Origin of the sequence: Bacillus sp. CCNWLW194 (assembly GCF_037120585.1) — a bacterium.
In the GTDB taxonomy this organism is placed as follows: Bacteria; Bacillota; Bacilli; order Bacillales; family Bacillaceae_G; genus Bacillus_A; species Bacillus_A basilensis.
Window position 1 is genome coordinate 38,245 of sequence record NZ_JBBBBL010000024.1, and the last position, 19,908, is coordinate 58,152.

Genomic DNA, 19,908 nt, shown 5'->3' on the forward strand with positions numbered 1-19,908 from the left:
TTAAAGAATCGAAATCTTCTTAACAGCTAAAATGTATGGATTAGAGTTTTTTTAGGTCTCTTAGGTGGATTACTATATTACTATCAAGATAATATTTTGAATAATCCTCAAAACAAAGAAATGCACATTTTCTTATTTTGGGTAGTGAAGTTTCTTAAGTTGATTTGGAGCCTTTATATCCTAAGTAAAAAGTGTAGGCTACAGCCTACAAATATTCATCTCCCACTTAAAATTGTCGTTTTACACCTTCACATTTTTGAGGAAGAAATATCTTGTCAGAAAACAATAAAATCTTATTAATTTTTATAATTGGTAGAATTTTTATAGAAATAATTCTCTTAATATATTAAAATAACATTGTATTATGTCAAATTTTAATTAGGGGAGAGAAATTTTATGTTGAAAAAAATCATTCCAGTTGCTTTAGCATTAAGTACAGTTACTTTTACTAGTGTATTCGCTGTGCCTTCAGCCCAAGCAAGTACAGAACAAAACCGCTACATAGATGTACAAATGCTCGGTATTAACGATTTTCATGGGCAACTAGACACTGTAAAAAAAATTAACAATAAAGATGCAGGGGGAATTGAGTACTTAGGGGCTTATTTACGTGATCGTGAAAAACAAAATCCGAATACATTAAAGGTACATGCTGGCGATGTTGTTGGAGCAAGTACTCCTGTTTCAGCATTATTACAAGACGAACCTACGATTGAATTTCTAAATGATTTGAAATTCGATGTTGGAACTATAGGAAATCATGAATTTGATGAAGGTGTTGCGGAAATGAACCGCCTTATTTATGGTGGATACCATGAGAAAACAGGAAATTTTAAAGGAGCAAAATTCCCATATGTTGCCGCAAATTTCTATAATAAATCCACGGGTCGATTATTTTTACCACCATTCACTATAAAAAAGGTACAAGGAGTTCCTGTTGGATTTATCGGAGTCGTAACAACGGATGTTCCTAACCTTGTTATGCCTACTATGCTAAAGAATGTAGAAATTACAGATGAAGTTGAAGCTATTAACAAATCCGTAAAGCAATTAAAAAAACTAGGCGTTAAATCTATCGTTGTTCTTGCGCATAACGGAGGTACAACAGATGGGAACGGCGTAACAAATGGTGATATCGTCCGATTAGCAAATCAGACTGATCAAGAAGTCGATGTTATTTTTGGTGGGCATAGCCACACCTATGTAAATGGAACTGTCAATAATAAACTTGTCGTACAAGCAAATTCTTATGGTATGGCTTTTGCTGATGTTGATGTAAAGATTGATCGTAAAACACAAGATATTGTTGAGAAAAAAGCAGAAATTGTTACAACTTACCATGAAGGCATGGAGCCTGATAAAAAAATAAAGAAGAAGATGGAGAAATATCAAGCAAAAATCGCACCTCTTGTCAATGAAGTTGTAGGTAAGTCTATTGCGCCACTAGATCGCAAACTCAATATGGCTGGTGAATCTACTCTTGGAAATTTAGTTACTGATGCCCAGCGTACAACAATGCAATCCCAAATTGCACTTATGAATCCTGGTGGTATTCGTAATGACTTAGATGCTGGTGATATTACATGGGGAGAAATATATGGTATTCAACCATTCGGAAATCAATTAATAAAAGTAAATTTAACAGGTCAAGACATTCGTGATATTTTAAACCAACAATGGCAAAAAGACATAACAAGAATGCTTCAAATTTCAGGGATCCAATACACTTGGGATGCAAACAAACCTAATGGAGAAAAAGTAACAAGTATTCGCTTAACAAATGGAGAAGAAATTATTCCTTCTAAAACTTACAGCGTCGTTGCGAACGCATTTCTAGCTTCAGGTGGAGATGGATTTGTATCCTTTAAAAACGGTAAAGATGCTGAAACAGGACCAACTGATTTTGAAGCATTAGTAGATTATATAAAAAAATCAAAAGAACCAATTCAGTCTATTATTGATGGAAGAATTCAAAAAATAAATTAGTTTTTTATTAATCTCACAAAAAATAGATTACCTATACTTTTTAGTGTACAGGTAATCTATTTTTTGTGGGTTTGAAATAAATTATTACTGTGGCCAATTAATAGTGGCGGTGAATTTGGCCCCTATGGAACATTAAAATCAGATGATCCAAACTGTTAAAACTACATCTTTGGACAAGTTAAAAAAGATCAATTTTTTATTGATTTACGTAAGGCAAACGGAGTGACAAAAACTTGGTTAAGTGAACAACATCCAATTTTCGCTGGGATAACTACCGAAGGGCCTGATATACCAAAAACTGTTGATATATCATTAGGTAAATCATTTGATATACTTGTTCAAATTCAAGAATTGAGTCCATCTCAACTTTTTGCTGTGTAACAGTTTGTATTACGAAGCTATTAACATTGGAAAAAAGGAGAATGTAACTAGTTATGCAGATAAATCTTGGCACATGCGCTATGTAGGAGCAGCATTTGCAAAATTAGAAATTGAACTAGTTGTAACTATAGTCTTAGATAATACGAAAGACATAGTGGGTTAGATTAAGTTGATTTTTCTTTAATCTGTAATAACAGTTATAAATTAATTTTAATTATCATATGAAATAGGAAAAATCATTATAAGTTATAATTATTACTTGTTTTTTTGTTTTACTTGTTCTTTTAATTCATCAAGGGTCTTACCGCTAATATTATCAGTAATAGTTTCATGTATTTCATTTTTTAATACAATTGTCTTTCCTGCAAGTTGTGCTTTGGAAGACATTTTACTTTCATTAATAGTTTCTATGTTTGTCTGAAGATCTGCTTTGTTATTTTCATCAAAGGTAATTGCGAATGGTTCAATTGCTCCGTAGTAGTTACCAAATAATTGATCTTTCTTCAAAAACATCATATATTTTTTATTAACTTTAGGTTCGATATATAAAGGATCCTTATTTTGCACCTCTTTAGTAGTTACTTTAGTAGCTTTTTTTGTAACTGTGCCATCTGGTGCAACAACTGCATTAGAATCTTCAAGTTTTACAGTTTCAGCGAAACGATGATTGATTTTTATTTGTTTATTTTCAGTCATACCTTTAATTGTTTCGGAAATTTTGAAATTATATAGATGTCCTTCAACATAATTTTCTTTGTCTTCTTCCAATGGATTACTTGGATTACGTGCCATATTCCATTTAGAGTCAAGACCTTCATATTCACCGATTACAACTAGATCTGCTTCATTAATCATTTGATTTAAGTCACTTGTAGCAGGGAAATCCTTACTGAGAATAACAGTTTCAGTATTATTATCTTCACCAGCAACAGGGGAGAAGTGACTATTAAATACTGAATATCCTCCAAAACCAATTACTGTAGCCAAAGGTATTGCAATTATTATAGTTTTTGTTTTTTTACTTAACATTAAGAAACCATCTCCTTTTTCTGTTAATAGATTGCATTTACGCCATTTTTATCGTCAGTTTGAGGGACATGCATAGTAGTACGATTACGATTGCTGTTCATAATTGAAGTACCACTGTTGTGACCTATTCCTATTGCATGACCAAACTCATGGACTCCTGTACTTTTAGCAACATTTGATTTTGTAATATTTGTATTACCTGCGTTAATATCACCAGCAAATTTCGTTACTTTTTTAGTAGATGTATTATAAGATGTCTTCATTCTTCCATAATAAGTAGAGGAACTTTCAAACCAAGAGTTTAATGTGTTCACAGAAGAAGCAGAAACTGTAAAATTAATACGAGAAGCAGTGTACCAGGCTGAATCGGCAGCTTGCCAACCGGATTTGATGATACTTGAACCATCGTCTAATCTGTCTCCCCATTTATATGTAGCTGATTTTGAAGGTAGCTTCCATCCTTCTTTTACATAAGCCTCTGAAACTCCAACGCTTGAAAAAACAAACACAGTACCTAATAAAAATGCAGTAATCCCTTTTTTAAAATTCATATTATCCCTCCAAAGATTATTTTTAACAAGAGAATTATAGCACCATTCTCTTCTTTTGGATTAATATTTCATTAACATTTAGAATATTTTGTATTGAGAAAATATAATTTAGGGAGACTTTATTATAATGTATAAATATAAAGCAATGAAATGGTGTCTATGTTTATTCATATTTACTTTTTTAATTATTATTGGTAAAACAATTTGGTCCAGTATAGATGTGGCAGGAGTGTCTAGCGTGTCATCGAATTCTGAAACTATAGTATTAAATAAGACATTCAAAACTACAAATCATTTAAGCGAAATGGTTGAAGAAGCAGACGTAATTGTACTAGGTGAATATGACGGCTTATACTCTAAATGGAATATGGCAAACAGTTTATCACATGAGATTCAAAGTGAAGATGTTGAAGGCCATTTGTTTAGTTTTCATGTCAAAGAAATCTTAAAAGGGGACTATGTAAAGAATGAAATCTTAATAAATCATAGATATTCAGAAAATCTCGTATTAGAGGAAAGTAATGAAATCATTGATAAAAATGGAGTCATTCTGAAAGGTGCTACGAAAGTGTTTACTAAAAAAGTAGAAAATAAAGATCCATTGTATATAAAACCAAAATCCGAGGAGACATATATAGTTTTTTTAAAAGAAAATAATAAACTTGGACATTTTTATCCAGCTTTAGAACCTTTTATGATTGAATTTGATTTAAGAAATATTGCACACCTAAAGAGCAATCTAATAAATTGGGATAAAAATAAATATAAATTTGAAACAAAGGTTAAGGATAAAACTTTTCATATTGAAAATGAAATAGATTCAACCATCAAAGATAATATTAGCGGAAAAAAATTGAGGGACATTAAGGATTTTGTGAAGAGGACTTCAAAAATGAAATAACATTGTCGTAAGCTATATTTCTATTATTAATTGAAAGTTATTACCCTATAAATTCAGTCATTTATTATATAACTGAGTGCATAAAAAATGAACTAAAATCTAATAAATAACGTAAAAGCTAAAAGAGTTTCGCTTTGAGAACATCTCAAAATATTAAATTGATGGTAACTTTGTTGTATCTCTTTAAACATACCTATATTAAAACCCAAATTTCTCAATTTAATGCTGAGATATTTGGGTTTTTCTAAAGCAATCAATTTTTCAAAAAATTTTTAGAAATTTAAAGATAAAGTATTGTATACATGTAAGTATGATTAAAAATGAAAAGTTGTAAATGCTAAATTTAATTAAATATGCCTTACTCTCTTTACCATTGGCCTGAGTGAATAGTTTATAGGAAATTACACTGGCTAAAGATGCGATAATTGTTCCAAGCCCTCCAATATTTACTCCTAGTAATAAAGCTTTCCAATCAGAAGTAAAGTTTGATAGAAGAATTGAAGTAGGAAAATTGCTAATCAATTGACTCAAGAATATGGAACTAAAGAAGACTGAAGTATCTCCTCTTAAATTAGCGCGAGCAAATGTCTCCAGCGCATCGGAATGGGAAATGTTTCCGATAAAAATAAAAAAACAGACAAAGGTTATTAGAAGAAAGTAATCAATCTTAAATAGTAAGTTTCTATCTAACGTAAATGCTGCCATCAATGTAACTATTAGCGCAATGTAATAATTAATGACACCAAAAATAGATGCAATGATAGTGATAAGTATCAAAATCCAGATGGTAGCTTTTTTTCGATTTTTCACGGTAATAACAGGTAGTTCTATTTTCAAATCTGTTTTTTGAAGTTTTTGAGTAAATATAAATAACAAACTGATTCCAAGTACAGCTAAAAGTAGGATTGAACCTAAAAATGGGATGAGCTTAATTCCATAGTAAGAATATAAGTATAAATTTTGTGGGTTTCCCATAGGCATCAAGCTACTGCCGATATTTGCCGCAATTGTTTGCAGGATGATTGTATCCATCATGTTCATTTGTGTTTTTTTACTAATGACAAGTGTTATTGGCACAAAAGTGAGGAGAGCGACATCATTTGTTACAAACATGGAGCAAATAAAGCATAACAAAATTAGAATAATAGATATTGATCTGCTGTTATTGCATTTATTTAAAATGGCAACGGCAAGTTTGTCTAATATCTTTAGCTGTTCAAAGGCCTTAATGGCCACCATTAGATTAAATAAGCTAATTAACACTTCAAAGTTAATATATTCGATCTTTGGCGAATATATAAAGCAGCTTACAATTGCTAGTATCAGTGAAATGGTAAGTACTATATCCTTTTTTAAAAATCCGAATTTCATAAGGAGTCTTTTTTTATTTTGAACGAATACTATTTCTTTCACAATACACCACCTGTAATCTATGTTAGTAGAATGAAACGCAAGGGAAATATACATTTAATAATAGGTATTCAACAAATTTTTTTATATTGCAATAAAATTAATAGCTTTTCTTATCAATTGGTTGTTCTAACATTTGAAACTTAAATGGAATAATATTAATAACGTTTTCAAAAAATAATAATATGAGTAGTTTTTTATTTGTGGAGCTGCCAAAAATCATATTTTTGGTTAACTCGATATTGCTAGAAAAGAGGATATCATAAGGTCCTAAATAAGAGTTTTGTAATGTTTCATCCCTTCAACAAAATCCTTTTTTGCTTAGTGTCTTTAATATTGTAAATATGTACAATATAGACGAATCCCACTAGGGGATTAATTGAGAAAACAAATGTTTTTTGTATGATACCATAAATAAATTAAATGTTTTATTTTTAAAATATTCTTATAATACCCTATCGATTCTTGATTTCAAATACTTTATATGAAGTTCTAAAAGAGAAAAAGTATGCATGTTTTTATGAAGAAAATAGAGGCTTGTCAAAGGTTAGGTAGAACGGAATCCGCGACGTTTGGATACTGTATAAAATTCACAAAATCTCAGTGTTTTTTAGATGAAAAAACCTTAAAATATTTTTTGTTTTTATAAAAATCTGTACTTTTTCGTAACATTCTGTACTTTTAATTATAAATTAAAGACAAGGTTCTCTTAGTTGAAGATTGAAAGCGCTTAATAGATTTTTCGTGAAGTTTTTACCTAGCCTATTTTTGAGATTAGTAGTGAGAAAGGAGATATTTCCATGTTCTTGAGAAAATTAACAAAAAACCAGTTAATCACTATTGATTATTATGATTTAAATGTAAATCACCGGTAAACGAAACAAACATAATAGTACAACAACATTAGTGGATAAGAATATTAGTTTTACAGAAGGGGATAGAGCACCGTGTGTATAAACGTTAAGTTTTTCAAAATTCCAGTTTTACAGTTACATGTTGTGACGTTTGCTTAAACAGGCCAATCCTATTAATATAGAAAATTTTTATCCTTGTTGTATTTGAATATGAATGAGGTATTTATGCCAGGGAATATAGGTGATTTTATATAGATTATGATAGATAAATTTGGGGTATGGAGTGATAATATGGAAAGGTTTTTTGTAGATTTAGTCGGATCAACGAATGATTTTTTGTGGTCTAAATTGTTAATTATTATGCTTGTTATTTGCGGAATTTATTTTACATTTAAATTGAATTTTGTACAGTTTCGAATGTTAAAAGAGATGGTCCGTGTATTAATGGAGGGGAAAAGTGGTTCTAAAGATCAAATCTCTCCTTTTCAAGCGTTTTGTATTGGTATGGCAGCTCGCGTTGGAACAGGGAATATTACAGGAATTGCAATTGCGATTGCATTAGGAGGTCCTGGAGCTGTATTTTGGATGTGGATTATTTCTATTATTAGCTCGGCATCCAGTTTTGTTGAAAGTACATTAGCACAGATATATAAAGTAAAAGATAAAACTGGCTTCCGCGGTGGTCCATCCTATTATATGGAAAAAGGATTGAATAAACGTTGGATGGGAGTATTATTCTCTATTTTAATCACAATTACTTTTGGTCTTGTATTCAATTCAGTACAATCAAATACAGTTACAATTGCTTTTCAAAACTCATTTGGTACAGATCGTCTAACAGTCGGGATAATCATGGCCATTGCTTTCGCTGCGATTATCTTTGGTGGTGTACAACGTATTGCAAAAATGGCTGAATACAAAGTGGTATTTTTAGCGGTATTATACATTGGAGTTGCATTATTTGTTGTAGTTACCAACATATCAAAAATGCCGGAAGTTCTTTCTCTTATTGTTCAAAACGCATTTGGTTTTAAACAAATAGCAGGAGGTTCAATTGGTGCAGCACTTATGAATGGAGTTAAACGTGGTTTATTTTCAAATGAAGCTGGTATGGGAAGTGCACCAAACGTTGCTGCAACAGCAACAACAAGTCATCCGGTGAAACAAGGACTGATTCAAGCATTTGGTGTATTAACGGATACACTGATCATTTGTACTAGCACTGCCTTTATTATTTTGCTTTCTGATGCATATAAACAACCGGGGTTAAATGGTATTGCACTTACACAAGCAGCATTAAGTGAACACATCGGTTCTTGGGCATCGGGTTGTCTTGCTATCTTTGTTTTTTTATTTGGATTTGGTGCGTTAATTGGCAACTATTATTATGGTGAAACAAATATTCGCTTCTTACATACAAGTAAAGTGTGGTTAATGATATACAGAATAAGTGTGTTGGCTATGATTGTATTTGGTTCTGTTGCAAAGATTCAAATTGTATGGGATTTAGCGGACTTATTTATGGGCTTTATGGTTATTATTAATTTAATTGCTATTACCTTACTTTCAAAAGTAGCATTTGCGGCGTTACAAGATTATATAAACCAGAAAAAAGCTGGTAAAGATCCTGTTTTTTATAAAGAAAACATTAAAGGGCTTGAAAATGTTGAATGTTGGGATAGTTATGAGGAAACTTCAAAAAAGAAAAGTGTGTAATAAGAAAGATATTCAGACTGCAATATGTCTGAATATCTTTCTTGGTTCTAGTGCAAATATTATTGATGATATTAAAGAAAAAATTATTCTATATAAAGTTAATAGTACGGGGGAATATTGTTAAATGATAAAGGATTCTATCGTTCAAATTGAGGGTCAAGAAAAAGTTTGCTTAGATCAATGGGTAGCTCATTATCGAACGTATGCAGCTAAGGGACGAAGCGCCAGTTATATTCCCGCTCTGGGAGAAATAAATGTATCGCAGTTAGGTATTTGTATAGTAAAGCCAGATGGAACAATGATAAAGTCAGGAGATTGGGAGGTACCTTTCACATTACAAAGTATATCAAAAGTAATCGGATTTATAGCCGTTTGTTTAAGTCGCGGTATTTCTTATGTATTAGAACGAGTTGACGTAGAGCCAACTGGAGATGCCTTCAATTCGATTATTCGTTTAGAGATACATAAACCAGGAAAACCTTTTAATCCTATGATTAATGCTGGAGCGATTACGATAACTTCACTTTTGCCAGGGATATCGGTGCAAGAAAAATTAGAATCTCTATACGTATTAATTGAAAAAATGATAGAGAAGCGTCCTGCTATTAATGAAATAGTATTTCAATCAGAATGGGAAACGGCTCATCGTAATAGAGCTTTAGCATACTATTTAAAGGAGAATGGTTTTCTAGAATCAGATGTGGAGGAGACACTAGAGGTTTACCTAAAACAATGTTCGATTGAAATAAATACAGAAGATATTGCCTTAATAGGGCTTATACTAGCACATGATGGATATCATCCTATTCGCAAAGAACAAGTGCTCCCTAAAGAAGTAGCTAGGTTAACAAAAGCTTTAATGCTTACTTGTGGAATGTACAATGCTTCTGGAAAATTTGCTGCTTTCATTGGATTACCAGCTAAGAGTGGGGTATCCGGCGGAATTATGACACTTGTTCCCTCAAAGTCTAGGAAGGATTTATCGTTCCAAGATGGATGTGGTATTGGTATTTACGGACCAGCCATTGATGAATATGGGAATAGTTTACCAGGAATTATGTTGTTAGAACATATTGCAAAAGAATGGGATTTAAGTATATTTTAAAAAGGAGCACAGATATTTTGATGTTAGAGCGAGTCCAAAAGTGTTCAGACCTTATATTGTGTCTGAACATTTTTGAGTTATAAAGTATCTTTCTAAAGTAGAAGAGTGTAATGAATACTCACAATCTGTAATGCTTTCGTTTATATCTTATTTATCAGTTTTTGAAAAAAATAGAGTAAGTGTTGTATTAATGCAAATAGGTTTGTATACTGACTGTTAGGCGAAAGTGAGAAGTGATTATTTTGAATCTTAGTAATTTAGTAAAAAAAGACATTTATATTCTCGTTTTAATGATACTTACAGTACCCTTAGTAGGTGAAATAAAGTCATTTCCCTTAAATGAAACATTTAGAATGAGCTTTGGTGCACCAACATTTTTCTTTTTTTTGTTATTGTTTCGACGAGTTCCAGCATTTTTACCGGGTTTTTTAACAGCGATAGTCGTTGTAGTATTTCGTATCTCAATGGATGTCATTATAAAGGGAAATATGGATTGGTTAGCCGCTTTTCATACTCACTATCCTAGTTTTTTCTTTTATTTTACGTATTCGTATCTCTTTCATTTAGCAAAAATCAAACGTTTTTATCATCAACCACTAATGATTGGTTTGATTGGTTGTATTATTGAAATATTGTCAGACTGTGTGGAATTAATGATTCAATATTTCGTATTAAAAACATCGATCACATCCGAGGCAATAAATGAGATCATTGTTATCGCATGTTCCCATAGTTTTATAGTTCTAAGCTTTTTCAATATGATGAAATTGTATGAAGCACAATCAAGGGAGAGACACATAAAGAAACAAAATGAACATATGCTTATGCTCATCTCTAATTTATATGAAGATGCTGTTCATTTAAAAAAAACATTACAAGATGCTGAGAATATAACAAAAAAATCCTATGATTTATATAAAACCTTAGATTCTTTTGAGCATAAACAGATGGATTTTCAGTTTCAGGATTTAAGGCAACAGGCATTACAAATTGCTGGTGAGGTCCATGATGTTAAAAAGGATAATCAACGTATTTTTGCGGGGCTTTCAAAACTAATTTCTGATGAAAGTTTTACAGATTATATGTCTGTACATGAACTGGTAAATATCATTATACGGGCGAATACGAAATATGCACAGTTACTAGAGAAAGACATTCAATTTGTGTATAAAATTGATGGTGTACATTCTCATTATCATATTTATACAATCTTATCTATTATAAATAATATCGTTACAAACGCTGTAGAAGCTATCCAAGGTATGGGAACCATCACAATTGACATTAATAAAGACCACCATTTTGTTGAATTTCAAATAGGCGATAATGGTCCCGGTATTTCTTCAAAATATAAAGATTCAATTTTTGAGCCTGGTTTTACTTCTAAATATGATGATTTAGGCAATCCATCGACAGGCATCGGACTATCGTATGTTAAAGAAATGGTCGAACAACTTGAAGGTGATGTTACGCTTGAGGACAGAACCGAAGGAAAAGGATCAATTTTTATAATTAGATTAGGAATTGATCATATAATTTCGAAAGGGTGATTCTATGTATTTTTATATAGTAGATGATGAAAAAGCGGTTCGCTCAATGTTGGCTCAAATTATCGAGGATGAAGATCTTGGAGAGGTTATAGGAGAAGCTGAGGATGGTTTATCTTTAGAGCAATACATGCCAATCCTTAAAAATATAGATATTTTATTTATCGATTTGTTAATGCCGATTCAAGATGGAATAAAAACAATTCGTCAAATAAAGCCTTCGTTTAAAGGGAAAATCATCATGGTCTCTCAAGTAGAATCAAAAGAATTAATTGCTGAAGCTTATTCGCTTGGCGTTGAATACTATATTATTAAGCCAATTAACCGGATTGAAGTATTAACAGTTGTTCGGAAAGTCATTGAAAGAATTCGTTTGGAAAAATCGATAAAAAACATTCAAGAATCGCTTAATACGGTACTAAAATTGGATAGTAATTCAAGTGCGCAAGAAAAATACCGTAATGAAAAACATTTAAATACTTTTAATCATTTTCAAAATTCCATTCATTTTCTTTTGTCTGAATTAGGAATAGCCAGTGAAAGTGGAAGTAAAGATTTAATGGATATGCTAGATTATTTATATAAATATGAACAAGATAACACGTTGGAACAAGGGTTTCCCTCACTAAAAGAGATTTTTATGAATTTAGCTCAAAAAAAACTTGGGGATTCAGCTGAAGATACCGAATTAAAAAGGTTCATAGAAGCTTCCAAACAACGGATTCGGAGAGCAATTTATCAATCATTAAACCATTTAGCATCCCTTGGACTTACTGATTTTTTAAACCCGAAGTTCGAAAATTATGCTTCTAGATTTTTTGATTTTACTACCGTAAGGAGAAAGATGACAGAATTGAATAATGAACCAACATTACCTGCTCGTATTGATACGAAAAAATTTATTCAAGTTCTTTATTTTGAAGCAAAACGAATACACTTGGAATTAAGATGATAAACTCTTGCTCATTATTACTTTCAATTAATAGATTGATAGTTGTTTTAATGTTATTTGTTTTATATAGTTTTTCTAAGAGAGTATTTTCCTTAATTTCATATTGGTTTTAAAATCAGAAAATTCCGTATCGATTCGGTAGAAATGTACTAACTTAGAACAAAAGAATATGTATTTTTTAAACATTAATATTCATTTAAAAAAATGAGTATTTCCAAAATAAAATATAAATACATAGTAAGTTGAATTTTAAAAAAGATGCTATCTTCTAGCATCTTTTTTCTTTAAGAGGAAATATCATTAATCCTTATATTATTTAAAATTCAAATGCGGGCATATAAATAAGGGAAAAGGAGATAATATTTAACAAATTATAATTGGAAATGATATTTTAGGTCAGAAATGTTTTTATACTAACTAGGCTATTGGTACTAAATAAGTATAATGTCTTGCTTTTCTGCTCTTTAATCTTATAGTTATTTTTTATTAAGTACATATCGTTCTTTAGAAATCTCAATCCTAGCAGAGTATATAAATTGGGTGATAAAAATGTGGAACATAATTACTTCTTATCTTCCAGATTGGAAAGTCTTTGTACAAGCTTTTATTTTGTTTTTAATTCCGTATACTATCTCAAGATTTTTTCATTGGGTTCGTATGTCAGAGAAAGAGTGGGAAGAATGAGTTGGTGGAAGTCAAGAGACAAACAAGTGAAAAAAAATAATATTCAAAGTAAAACGAAACAAGGGTATAAACCTTCTCAAAATGCAACCGTTCATTTCACAAATGATTTTGCCTCTAACTTAGAACTTATAAAGCAACAAATCGGACATAATTCTGATGTTCGCTTTCGGAAGTTTAATATTGGACGCACAGATATTCAGGCTGGGATCATTTTTGTTGATGGTCTATCAGATAAAGAGATAATTGACAAACATATTATGAAATTACTAATGGATGATTTTTCTGACGAATATAAAAATGAATCTTCTTATGTGGAGGGGACTGTTTCAAAAGAATATATTAAAAATAAAGTTCTTACAATTAGTGAAGTAGCAGAAGTCCATTACATAAAAGATTTGATATCCAAAGTATTGATAGGTTCAACAGCTCTTTTAATTGATGGTTTAGCAGATGTGTTTATTCTTGGTACAACAAAAGCAAATAAACGAAACATGGAAGAACCAGTATCGGAGGCATTAGTCAGAGGTCCACGGGTAGGGTTTACTGAAGTATTAAGTGACAATACCTCACTTTTGCGACGGCATTGTGCGGATGAGAACTTATCATTAGTAAAGCTACCAGTAGGAGAGCGTGCAAAGAAAGAGCTAGTTGTCGCATTTATTAAAGATCTTGCTAGTACAGAATTGGTGGAAGAAATAAAAAACAGGATTCAGAAAATTGACATAGATAGTGTACTCGAATCTGGTTACATAGAGCAACTCATTGAAGATAATTATCTCAGTCCTTTCCCGCAGATTCAAAATACAGAACGACCTGATCGTGTTATTAGTGCTTTGATGGAAGGCCGAGTAGCTATTTTGTTAGATGGAACACCATTTGTTTTAATTGCTCCAGTTACATTTAGTATGCTACTGCAATCACCAGAAGATTACTATGAAAGGTGGATTCCTGGTACGCTTCTCCGCTTATTACGCTTCATGACAGCTTTTGTTTCATTATTTGCCCCAGCACTGTATATTTCTTTCATTTCATTTCAGCCAGGATTAATTCCCACTAAGCTCGCTATTTCTATTATCGGATCGCGAGAAGGAGTGCCTTTTCCCGCTCTAATAGAAGCATTGATTATGGAAGTGGCTATTGAAGTTTTACGGGAAGCAGGTTTACGTTTGCCTAAACCTATTGGACCTGCAATGGGAATTGTGGGCGGGTTAATAATTGGTCAGGCTGCCGTAGAAGCAGGTATTGTTAGTCCAATAATGGTTATCGTTGTTGCGGTAACAGCTATTTCTTCTTTTACTATCCCGCAATATAGTGTGGGAATTACGTTACGCATTCTTCGTTTTGTAGCTATGTTTTGTGCTGCGATATTTGGCTTGTATGGAGTTATTCTCTTCTTTCTTTTACTTTGCAGTCATTTAGTGAAACTGAAAAGTTTTGGAGTTCCTTATACTAGCCCTGCTGTTCCGTATCGATTTAGTGACTGGAAAGATTTTATGGTTCGCATGCCATTAAAAATAATGAGACGTCGGCCAAAAATAATGCATACAAAAAAAACTATCCGCAAAAGGTAGCTGATGACGAAAGGAAGTGGCCTTCAGTGATTACTATACCTAAAGACCGAATAACAACTTCACAAGCAGTTGTTATTATTGTAAATTACATACTTGGAACAGGAATCCTCACTCTGCCCAGAGCATCTGTAGAAAAAGTGAAAACACCAGATGTATGGCTAAGTGTGATATTAGGTGGGATACTCGCAATGGTTTCAGGAGTAATTATGGTCAAATTAAGTCAGCAGTTTCCAAATAAAACATTTTATCAATACAGTCAAGATATTGTAGGGAAATGGATAGGCAGGTTGCTTAGTTTTCTTATTATAGGGTATTTTCTTACAACTTCAGCCTTTCAAATTCGTTCAATGGCAGAAGTAATAAGCTTTTTTTTGCTGGAAGGAACCCCCACATGGGCTATTGTTATGCCTTTTATGTGGATAGGTCTTTATTTGATTATGAGTGGTATTAATTCAATTGCACGGATGTTTGAAATAATATTTCCTATTACTATTTTTATTTTTTTACTCATTTCCTTTATGAGTATCGGAATATTCGAGATAGATAATCTCCGTCCCGTATTAGGTTTGGGAATTAAACCAGTGATAGATGGGATAAAAACAACGTCTCTCGCATATACAGGACCTGAAATCATGTTAATTCTTTTGGTGTTTATGGAACAACGAAATAAAGCAGTAAAAGCTATTTTAGTTGGAATTTCTATTCCGTTAATCTTTTATGTAATAACTGTTGTAATGGTCATTGGTGCATTATCAATTGATGGGGTTGTAACAAGAACATGGCCAACAATTGACCTTATGCGCAGTTTTGAAATTTCTGGTTTGATATTTGAACGTTTTGAGTCTTTACTGCTTGTAATATGGATTATGCAAATATTTGCTACATATACAATTAGTTACTATGCAGCTGCATTAGGATTAGCGCAACTCTTTAAAAAGAGTATTCATCCGTTTATTTTTGCTTTGATTCCAATCATTTACATCATTGCTATGACTTCGAAAAATGTAAATCATTTGCTTAAATTGGGGGATATGCTCGGTAATGCGGCTTTATTTTTATTTGGTTTACTGCCACTGCTCCTTCTTATTATTAAGCGATTAAAAGGAGGAATAGTGTGAAAACGAAATTTAATTATATGCGGTTCTATTTGGCTTTGTTAGGGACGCTTTTGCTTCTATTTTTAACAGGATGTTGGAGCAGTAAAGAAATAGAAGAGTTGAGTTTAACTGCAGGTATAGCACTAGATAAAGGGAAGGAGTCAATAATTGAGAAAGAGGATGAGGAAGGAAGGTATCCAAAAAGAAACCTCATAACAGCTACTTATCAAATTGTTAGTTCGCAAGCGCAAAGTAAAGGGAACGGACAACAAAAACGGTATATAAATGTTTCTGAGACCGGTGATTCCATTCATCAAATTATTCGTGAGTTTTCATTGAAAAGAGAGAGCACAATGTTCAGCCCACATTTAAAAAACATTGTTATTAGTGATAGTCTTTTACGTACATACAGTTTAGAACAATTACTTGAACAGTATCTCCGTGACAATGAGGTTCGGCTTAGCTGTATGATCTTAATTAGCAAGGGTCTAGCGAAGGAGGTACTGGAATCAAACAAAAACGGGGAAATCCCAGCATTTCGTTTGTCTGGAATTGCAGATAATCGAAATAGAACAACAAGGATTTTACCTCCTGTATCGCTCGCTAAATTAGGAGGAAAGATGCGGTCAGGATCCAGTTTTCTTTTGCAAAATGTAATCTCAATAAAGGGAGAAACAAAATTTGCAGGAGCTGCTGTAATTAAAGGGAAGACAAAAAAGTTGATGGGCTTTTTAAATGAGCAGGAATTGGAAGGAGTAGTATGGATAAACGGAAAAAGGAATGGTGGTGTGGTAAAAACTTTTGATAAAGAATCAAAGAAACTTATTATATACGAAGTAAAGTCAATAAAAAGCAAAATCATACCACATGTTAACGGAAATAATATTTCCTTTGATGTAAACATTGAATCAGAAGGACGTTTGTCTGAAAATTGGATGCAATCAGGAAAAGATTTTGAAAGTGAATTTTTAAAAAGAGAAGAAAAAGCTATTGAAAAAGAAGTAAAGTACTTAGTACATCATGTTACAAAAAAAATACAAAAAGAATATCAAGTCGATATTGTGGGTTTTGGTAACCAATTAAGAATTAAACACCCGAGAACATGGGAGAAAGTCAAAAAAGATTGGGATCGAACATTTAGTAAGGTACCGATTAAATATCATATAAATGTAACTATACAAGATTATGGAGCGTCAAGTTTAAAACGATGAGACGTCTTAATTGACCTTATATTTACACAAAAACAAAAAGTTAAAAAAATTTTAATTTAAAAATTTTTGTAACTTTTTGTTTTTTTATGTCCTTCTTATTATAAATTAAAGAAATGATTTTATTAAAAGTTCATTATTTCTTTATCCTATGCATTTCTTTTGCGCTATAAAGAAGATCACAATAGTTACTATTGGCGTGTTATTTAACGTTAGGAAAGAGAAATCGCTATATGTCTTGAGTAGGAGGGAGTTTGAAGTGCAAGCGAAAGCAGTGCAAATAGAAGAGATCTATCAAGAAATATTAGACGGTAAAAGAAGTAGGTTTCCACCGAATACATGGAAAGAAGATAGCAATAGAGAGCTATCTAAAAGGGTCACAAAATATTTAATTGAAACAATTTTAAAATGGAATGAAGAAGATATTAAACAAAAATGGAATACGCCTTTAATTATAAAATATCGATTACTCGGCGCGCTCAAACATGGTTATGATAACAGTCCCTATAAGATGATTGAAGACTTATATCCTAATAGATTTAAAGAGTGGGAGTTTGGTATGGCACCATTAAATTTTTGGACTAAAGAAAAAGCTCTTGAAGTATTAAAATGGACTGTTGAAGAAAAAGAAAAGCTAAGTAAAGTAGAACTACTCAAATTCTATAGTAAAAAATGGTTAGAGAAAAATAAACTCAGTGCACCATTAGTTATGTATTGGAATGGTAGCCCTTATGCAATGATAAATTCTTTATATCCTAATAAATTTAAAGAGTGGGAATTTAGTATGACTCCTAACAAGTTTTGGACTAAAGAAAAAGCATTGGTAGCATTAAGGTGGACTATTGAAGAAAAAGAAAAATTAACTTCTTTTCAATTATTACAAGTTTACAGTGTAAAATGGCTTACTATTCATAAATTAATTTCTCCTTGTCAAATATTCTGGAATAACAGTCCGTACTCCATGATCAATGAGTTATATCCTGGTCAAAATAAAGAATGGGAATATAAATTCACACCTACCGGATTTTGGACTGAAAAAAAAGCATTAGAGGCGCTGAAGTGGACTATTGAAGAAAAGGAAAAACTAACAGAGGAGCAATTACTATCTATTTACACACAAAGGTGGTTAATTAAACATAAGTTATGGACACCATTAAGAAGATATTGGAAAGGAAGTCCATACAATATGTTAAATACTTTATACCCCAATCGTTATGCAAAAGATATGTTAAAAGGTTATAAAAATAAATAATGATTATATTAGAAGTCTTACTTATATCATGCAATATCAAGTTTAAGATAGAGTTAATAAAATATTGATTTAATTAATTCTTAACTTAATTATAGGAGCGAAATTATATGTCACCTTTACGGAATGAAGCATTAAAAATGCATAAAGAAAAACAGGGGAAGATTGGTGTTTATTCTAAAATTAAAGTACAAAATTCAACAGATTTAAGTCTCGCTTACTCACCAGGTGTTGCTGAGCCATGCTTAGAGATTTATAAAGATGAAAGCAAAGTATATGATTATACAATGAAAGGGAATCTAGTTGGGGTTATATCTGATGGAACTGCAGTATTAGGTCTTGGGAATATTGGACCTAAAGCAGCTATGCCAGTGATGGAGGGAAAAGCTTTACTTTTCAAATCATTTGCTGAGATCGATGCTTTTCCTATTTGTTTAAACACTAATAATCCGGATAAGATTGTTGAGGTTGTTAAATTATTAGAACCAAATTTTGGTGGGATAAACTTAGAAGATATTGCAGCACCTCAATGCTTTGAAATTGAGGAGCGTCTAAGAAAATCTTGTGATATTCCTGTTTTCCATGATGATCAACACGGTACAGCTATTGTAACGATTGCTGGCCTAATTAATGCACTTAAGTTAACAAATAAAAAAATTGAAGATGTACAAATCGTTGTAAATGGTGCTGGTGCTGCTGGGATAGCCATTGTTAAGCTGTTACTTCATATGCATGTAAAAAATGTTATTTTGTGTGACACAAAAGGGATAATATATGAACAGCGACCTATTGGAATGAATGCGCTTAAAGAAGAAATAGCTCGTATTACAAATATAGAACAGAAGCGGGGAAAATTAGCAGAGGCCCTTATTGATGCTGATGTATTTATTGGCGTATCAGCTGCAGATGTAGTTGATGAGGATATGATTCGTTCTATGAATCATAATCCTATTATTTTTGCCCTGGCTAACCCTACACCTGAAATTATGCCTAATAAAGCAAAAAAAGCAGGAGCACTAGTAGTTGGTACAGGACGTTCTGACTTTCCTAATCAAGTAAATAATGTACTAGCTTTCCCCGGAGTTTTTCGTGGAGCCTTAGATGTACAAGCAAAAGAAATTAATGAAGAAATGAAGCTAGCAGCTGTTTATGCAATAGCTGAGTTAATTTCAGAAGAAGAGCTTCATGTCAACTATGTCATTCCAAATCCATTTGATCCTAGGGTGGTGCCACATGTAGCATATGCTGTTGCACGTGCTGCAGTGGAAACCGGTGTTTCAAGAAAAAATATCAGCATGTCTGAAATTAAAAACAATCTATTCAGGTTAACAAAAGAGGTAAATATATTAAAATAAATATTTTTCTTAAGAAAATATTATGTAGTAAAGATTATATGAAATTGAATCAGGCTATCTCGCCTAAGGTAGCTTACTATATTCTTAAAGTTTTTTTAATTGTTTCATGTGTTTTTGATTGGATTTTGTAGTATTAGTTATCAAATTAAAGATACGTTTCTATTAGAATCAGCTTGAAAGTAGTTTGAATCCTTTACTGACAGGCTATTCATATAAGTTAGTTGTAAGAAAGTGAATAAATCTATGCTCTTAAGAAATTTAACAGAAAATCACTTAATGACTATTAATTATTATTAGAGTGGTTTGTTGCAA

14 protein-coding genes and 1 pseudogene are annotated in these 19,908 nt (G+C 31.9%); 12 read left to right on the forward strand and 3 right to left on the reverse strand.

Annotated elements, in window-relative coordinates; all coding sequences use genetic code 11:
* The first annotated feature begins 396 nt into the window (after window positions 1–396).
* Entirely contained in the window at window positions 397–1,986 is a 1,590-nt protein-coding gene (locus tag V7S50_RS31075) for a bifunctional metallophosphatase/5'-nucleotidase (protein ID WP_063224977.1), read from the forward strand.
* 99 nt (window positions 1,987–2,085) lie between these two features.
* Window positions 2,086–2,367: pseudogene (locus tag V7S50_RS31080) on the forward strand (erythromycin esterase family protein); the annotation flags it as partial.
* Between the two features lie 255 nt (window positions 2,368–2,622).
* On the opposite strand, the gene V7S50_RS31085 reads toward V7S50_RS31080, so the two are convergent.
* Window positions 2,623–3,396 carry a cardiolipin synthase gene (locus V7S50_RS31085; RefSeq protein ID WP_242252652.1) on the reverse strand — a complete coding sequence of 258 codons (774 nt, stop codon included), beginning with the start codon at window positions 3,394–3,396 and terminating at the stop codon, window positions 2,623–2,625.
* A gap of 23 nt (window positions 3,397–3,419) precedes the next feature.
* A complete protein-coding gene (locus V7S50_RS31090; protein ID WP_001009604.1) occupies window positions 3,420–3,947 on the reverse strand; it encodes a matrixin family metalloprotease in 528 nt (175 codons plus the stop codon).
* Window positions 3,948–4,074: 127 nt separating this feature from the next.
* Between V7S50_RS31090 and V7S50_RS31095 the strand changes: the two genes are divergently transcribed.
* Window positions 4,075–4,848, forward strand: a complete 774-nt coding sequence (locus V7S50_RS31095; RefSeq protein ID WP_242252653.1) for a hypothetical protein — start codon at window positions 4,075–4,077, stop codon at window positions 4,846–4,848.
* 261 nt (window positions 4,849–5,109) lie between these two features.
* On the opposite strand, the gene V7S50_RS31100 is transcribed toward V7S50_RS31095, so the two are convergent.
* A complete protein-coding gene (locus V7S50_RS31100) occupies window positions 5,110–6,261 on the reverse strand; it encodes an anion transporter (RefSeq protein ID WP_242252654.1) in 1,152 nt (383 codons plus the stop codon).
* Between the two features lie 1,142 nt (window positions 6,262–7,403).
* Here V7S50_RS31100 and V7S50_RS31105 point away from each other — a divergent pair.
* The 9 genes from V7S50_RS31105 (at window position 7,404) to V7S50_RS31145 (ending at window position 19,596) form a co-directional block, all read left to right on the forward strand.
* The gene (locus V7S50_RS31105; protein WP_063225007.1) at window positions 7,404–8,828 is read left to right on the forward strand and encodes an alanine/glycine:cation symporter family protein; all 1,425 of its coding nucleotides are present in this window, start codon (window positions 7,404–7,406) and stop codon (window positions 8,826–8,828) included.
* A gap of 124 nt (window positions 8,829–8,952) precedes the next feature.
* Window positions 8,953–9,933, forward strand: a complete 981-nt coding sequence (gene glsA / locus V7S50_RS31110; protein WP_063224983.1) for a glutaminase GlsA — start codon at window positions 8,953–8,955, stop codon at window positions 9,931–9,933.
* Window positions 9,934–10,166: 233 nt separating this feature from the next.
* The gene (locus V7S50_RS31115) at window positions 10,167–11,483 is read left to right on the forward strand and encodes a sensor histidine kinase (protein ID WP_063224984.1); all 1,317 of its coding nucleotides are present in this window, start codon (window positions 10,167–10,169) and stop codon (window positions 11,481–11,483) included.
* 4 nt (window positions 11,484–11,487) lie between these two features.
* Window positions 11,488–12,432, forward strand: a complete 945-nt coding sequence (locus tag V7S50_RS31120; RefSeq protein WP_063224985.1) for a response regulator — start codon at window positions 11,488–11,490, stop codon at window positions 12,430–12,432.
* Window positions 12,433–13,112: 680 nt separating this feature from the next.
* Window positions 13,113–14,687 carry a spore germination protein gene (locus V7S50_RS31125; RefSeq protein WP_063224986.1) on the forward strand — a complete coding sequence of 525 codons (1,575 nt, stop codon included), beginning with the start codon at window positions 13,113–13,115 and terminating at the stop codon, window positions 14,685–14,687.
* 26 nt (window positions 14,688–14,713) lie between these two features.
* On the forward strand, window positions 14,714–15,805 hold the full coding sequence (locus tag V7S50_RS31130) for a spore germination protein (protein ID WP_242252655.1): 1,092 nt from the start codon (window positions 14,714–14,716) through the stop codon (window positions 15,803–15,805).
* Window positions 15,802–16,995: a Ger(x)C family spore germination protein gene (locus tag V7S50_RS31135; RefSeq protein WP_242252656.1), complete on the forward strand. Its 1,194-nt coding sequence runs from the start codon at window positions 15,802–15,804 to the stop codon at window positions 16,993–16,995. The genes V7S50_RS31130 and V7S50_RS31135 overlap by 4 nt, the downstream gene beginning before the upstream one ends.
* A gap of 256 nt (window positions 16,996–17,251) precedes the next feature.
* Window positions 17,252–18,244, forward strand: coding sequence for a DUF4046 domain-containing protein (locus tag V7S50_RS31140; RefSeq protein ID WP_063224989.1), 993 nt, complete (start codon window positions 17,252–17,254; stop codon window positions 18,242–18,244).
* Between the two features lie 107 nt (window positions 18,245–18,351).
* On the forward strand, window positions 18,352–19,596 hold the full coding sequence (locus V7S50_RS31145) for an NAD(P)-dependent malic enzyme (protein ID WP_242252657.1): 1,245 nt from the start codon (window positions 18,352–18,354) through the stop codon (window positions 19,594–19,596).
* Window positions 19,597–19,908: the final 312 nt, after the last annotated feature.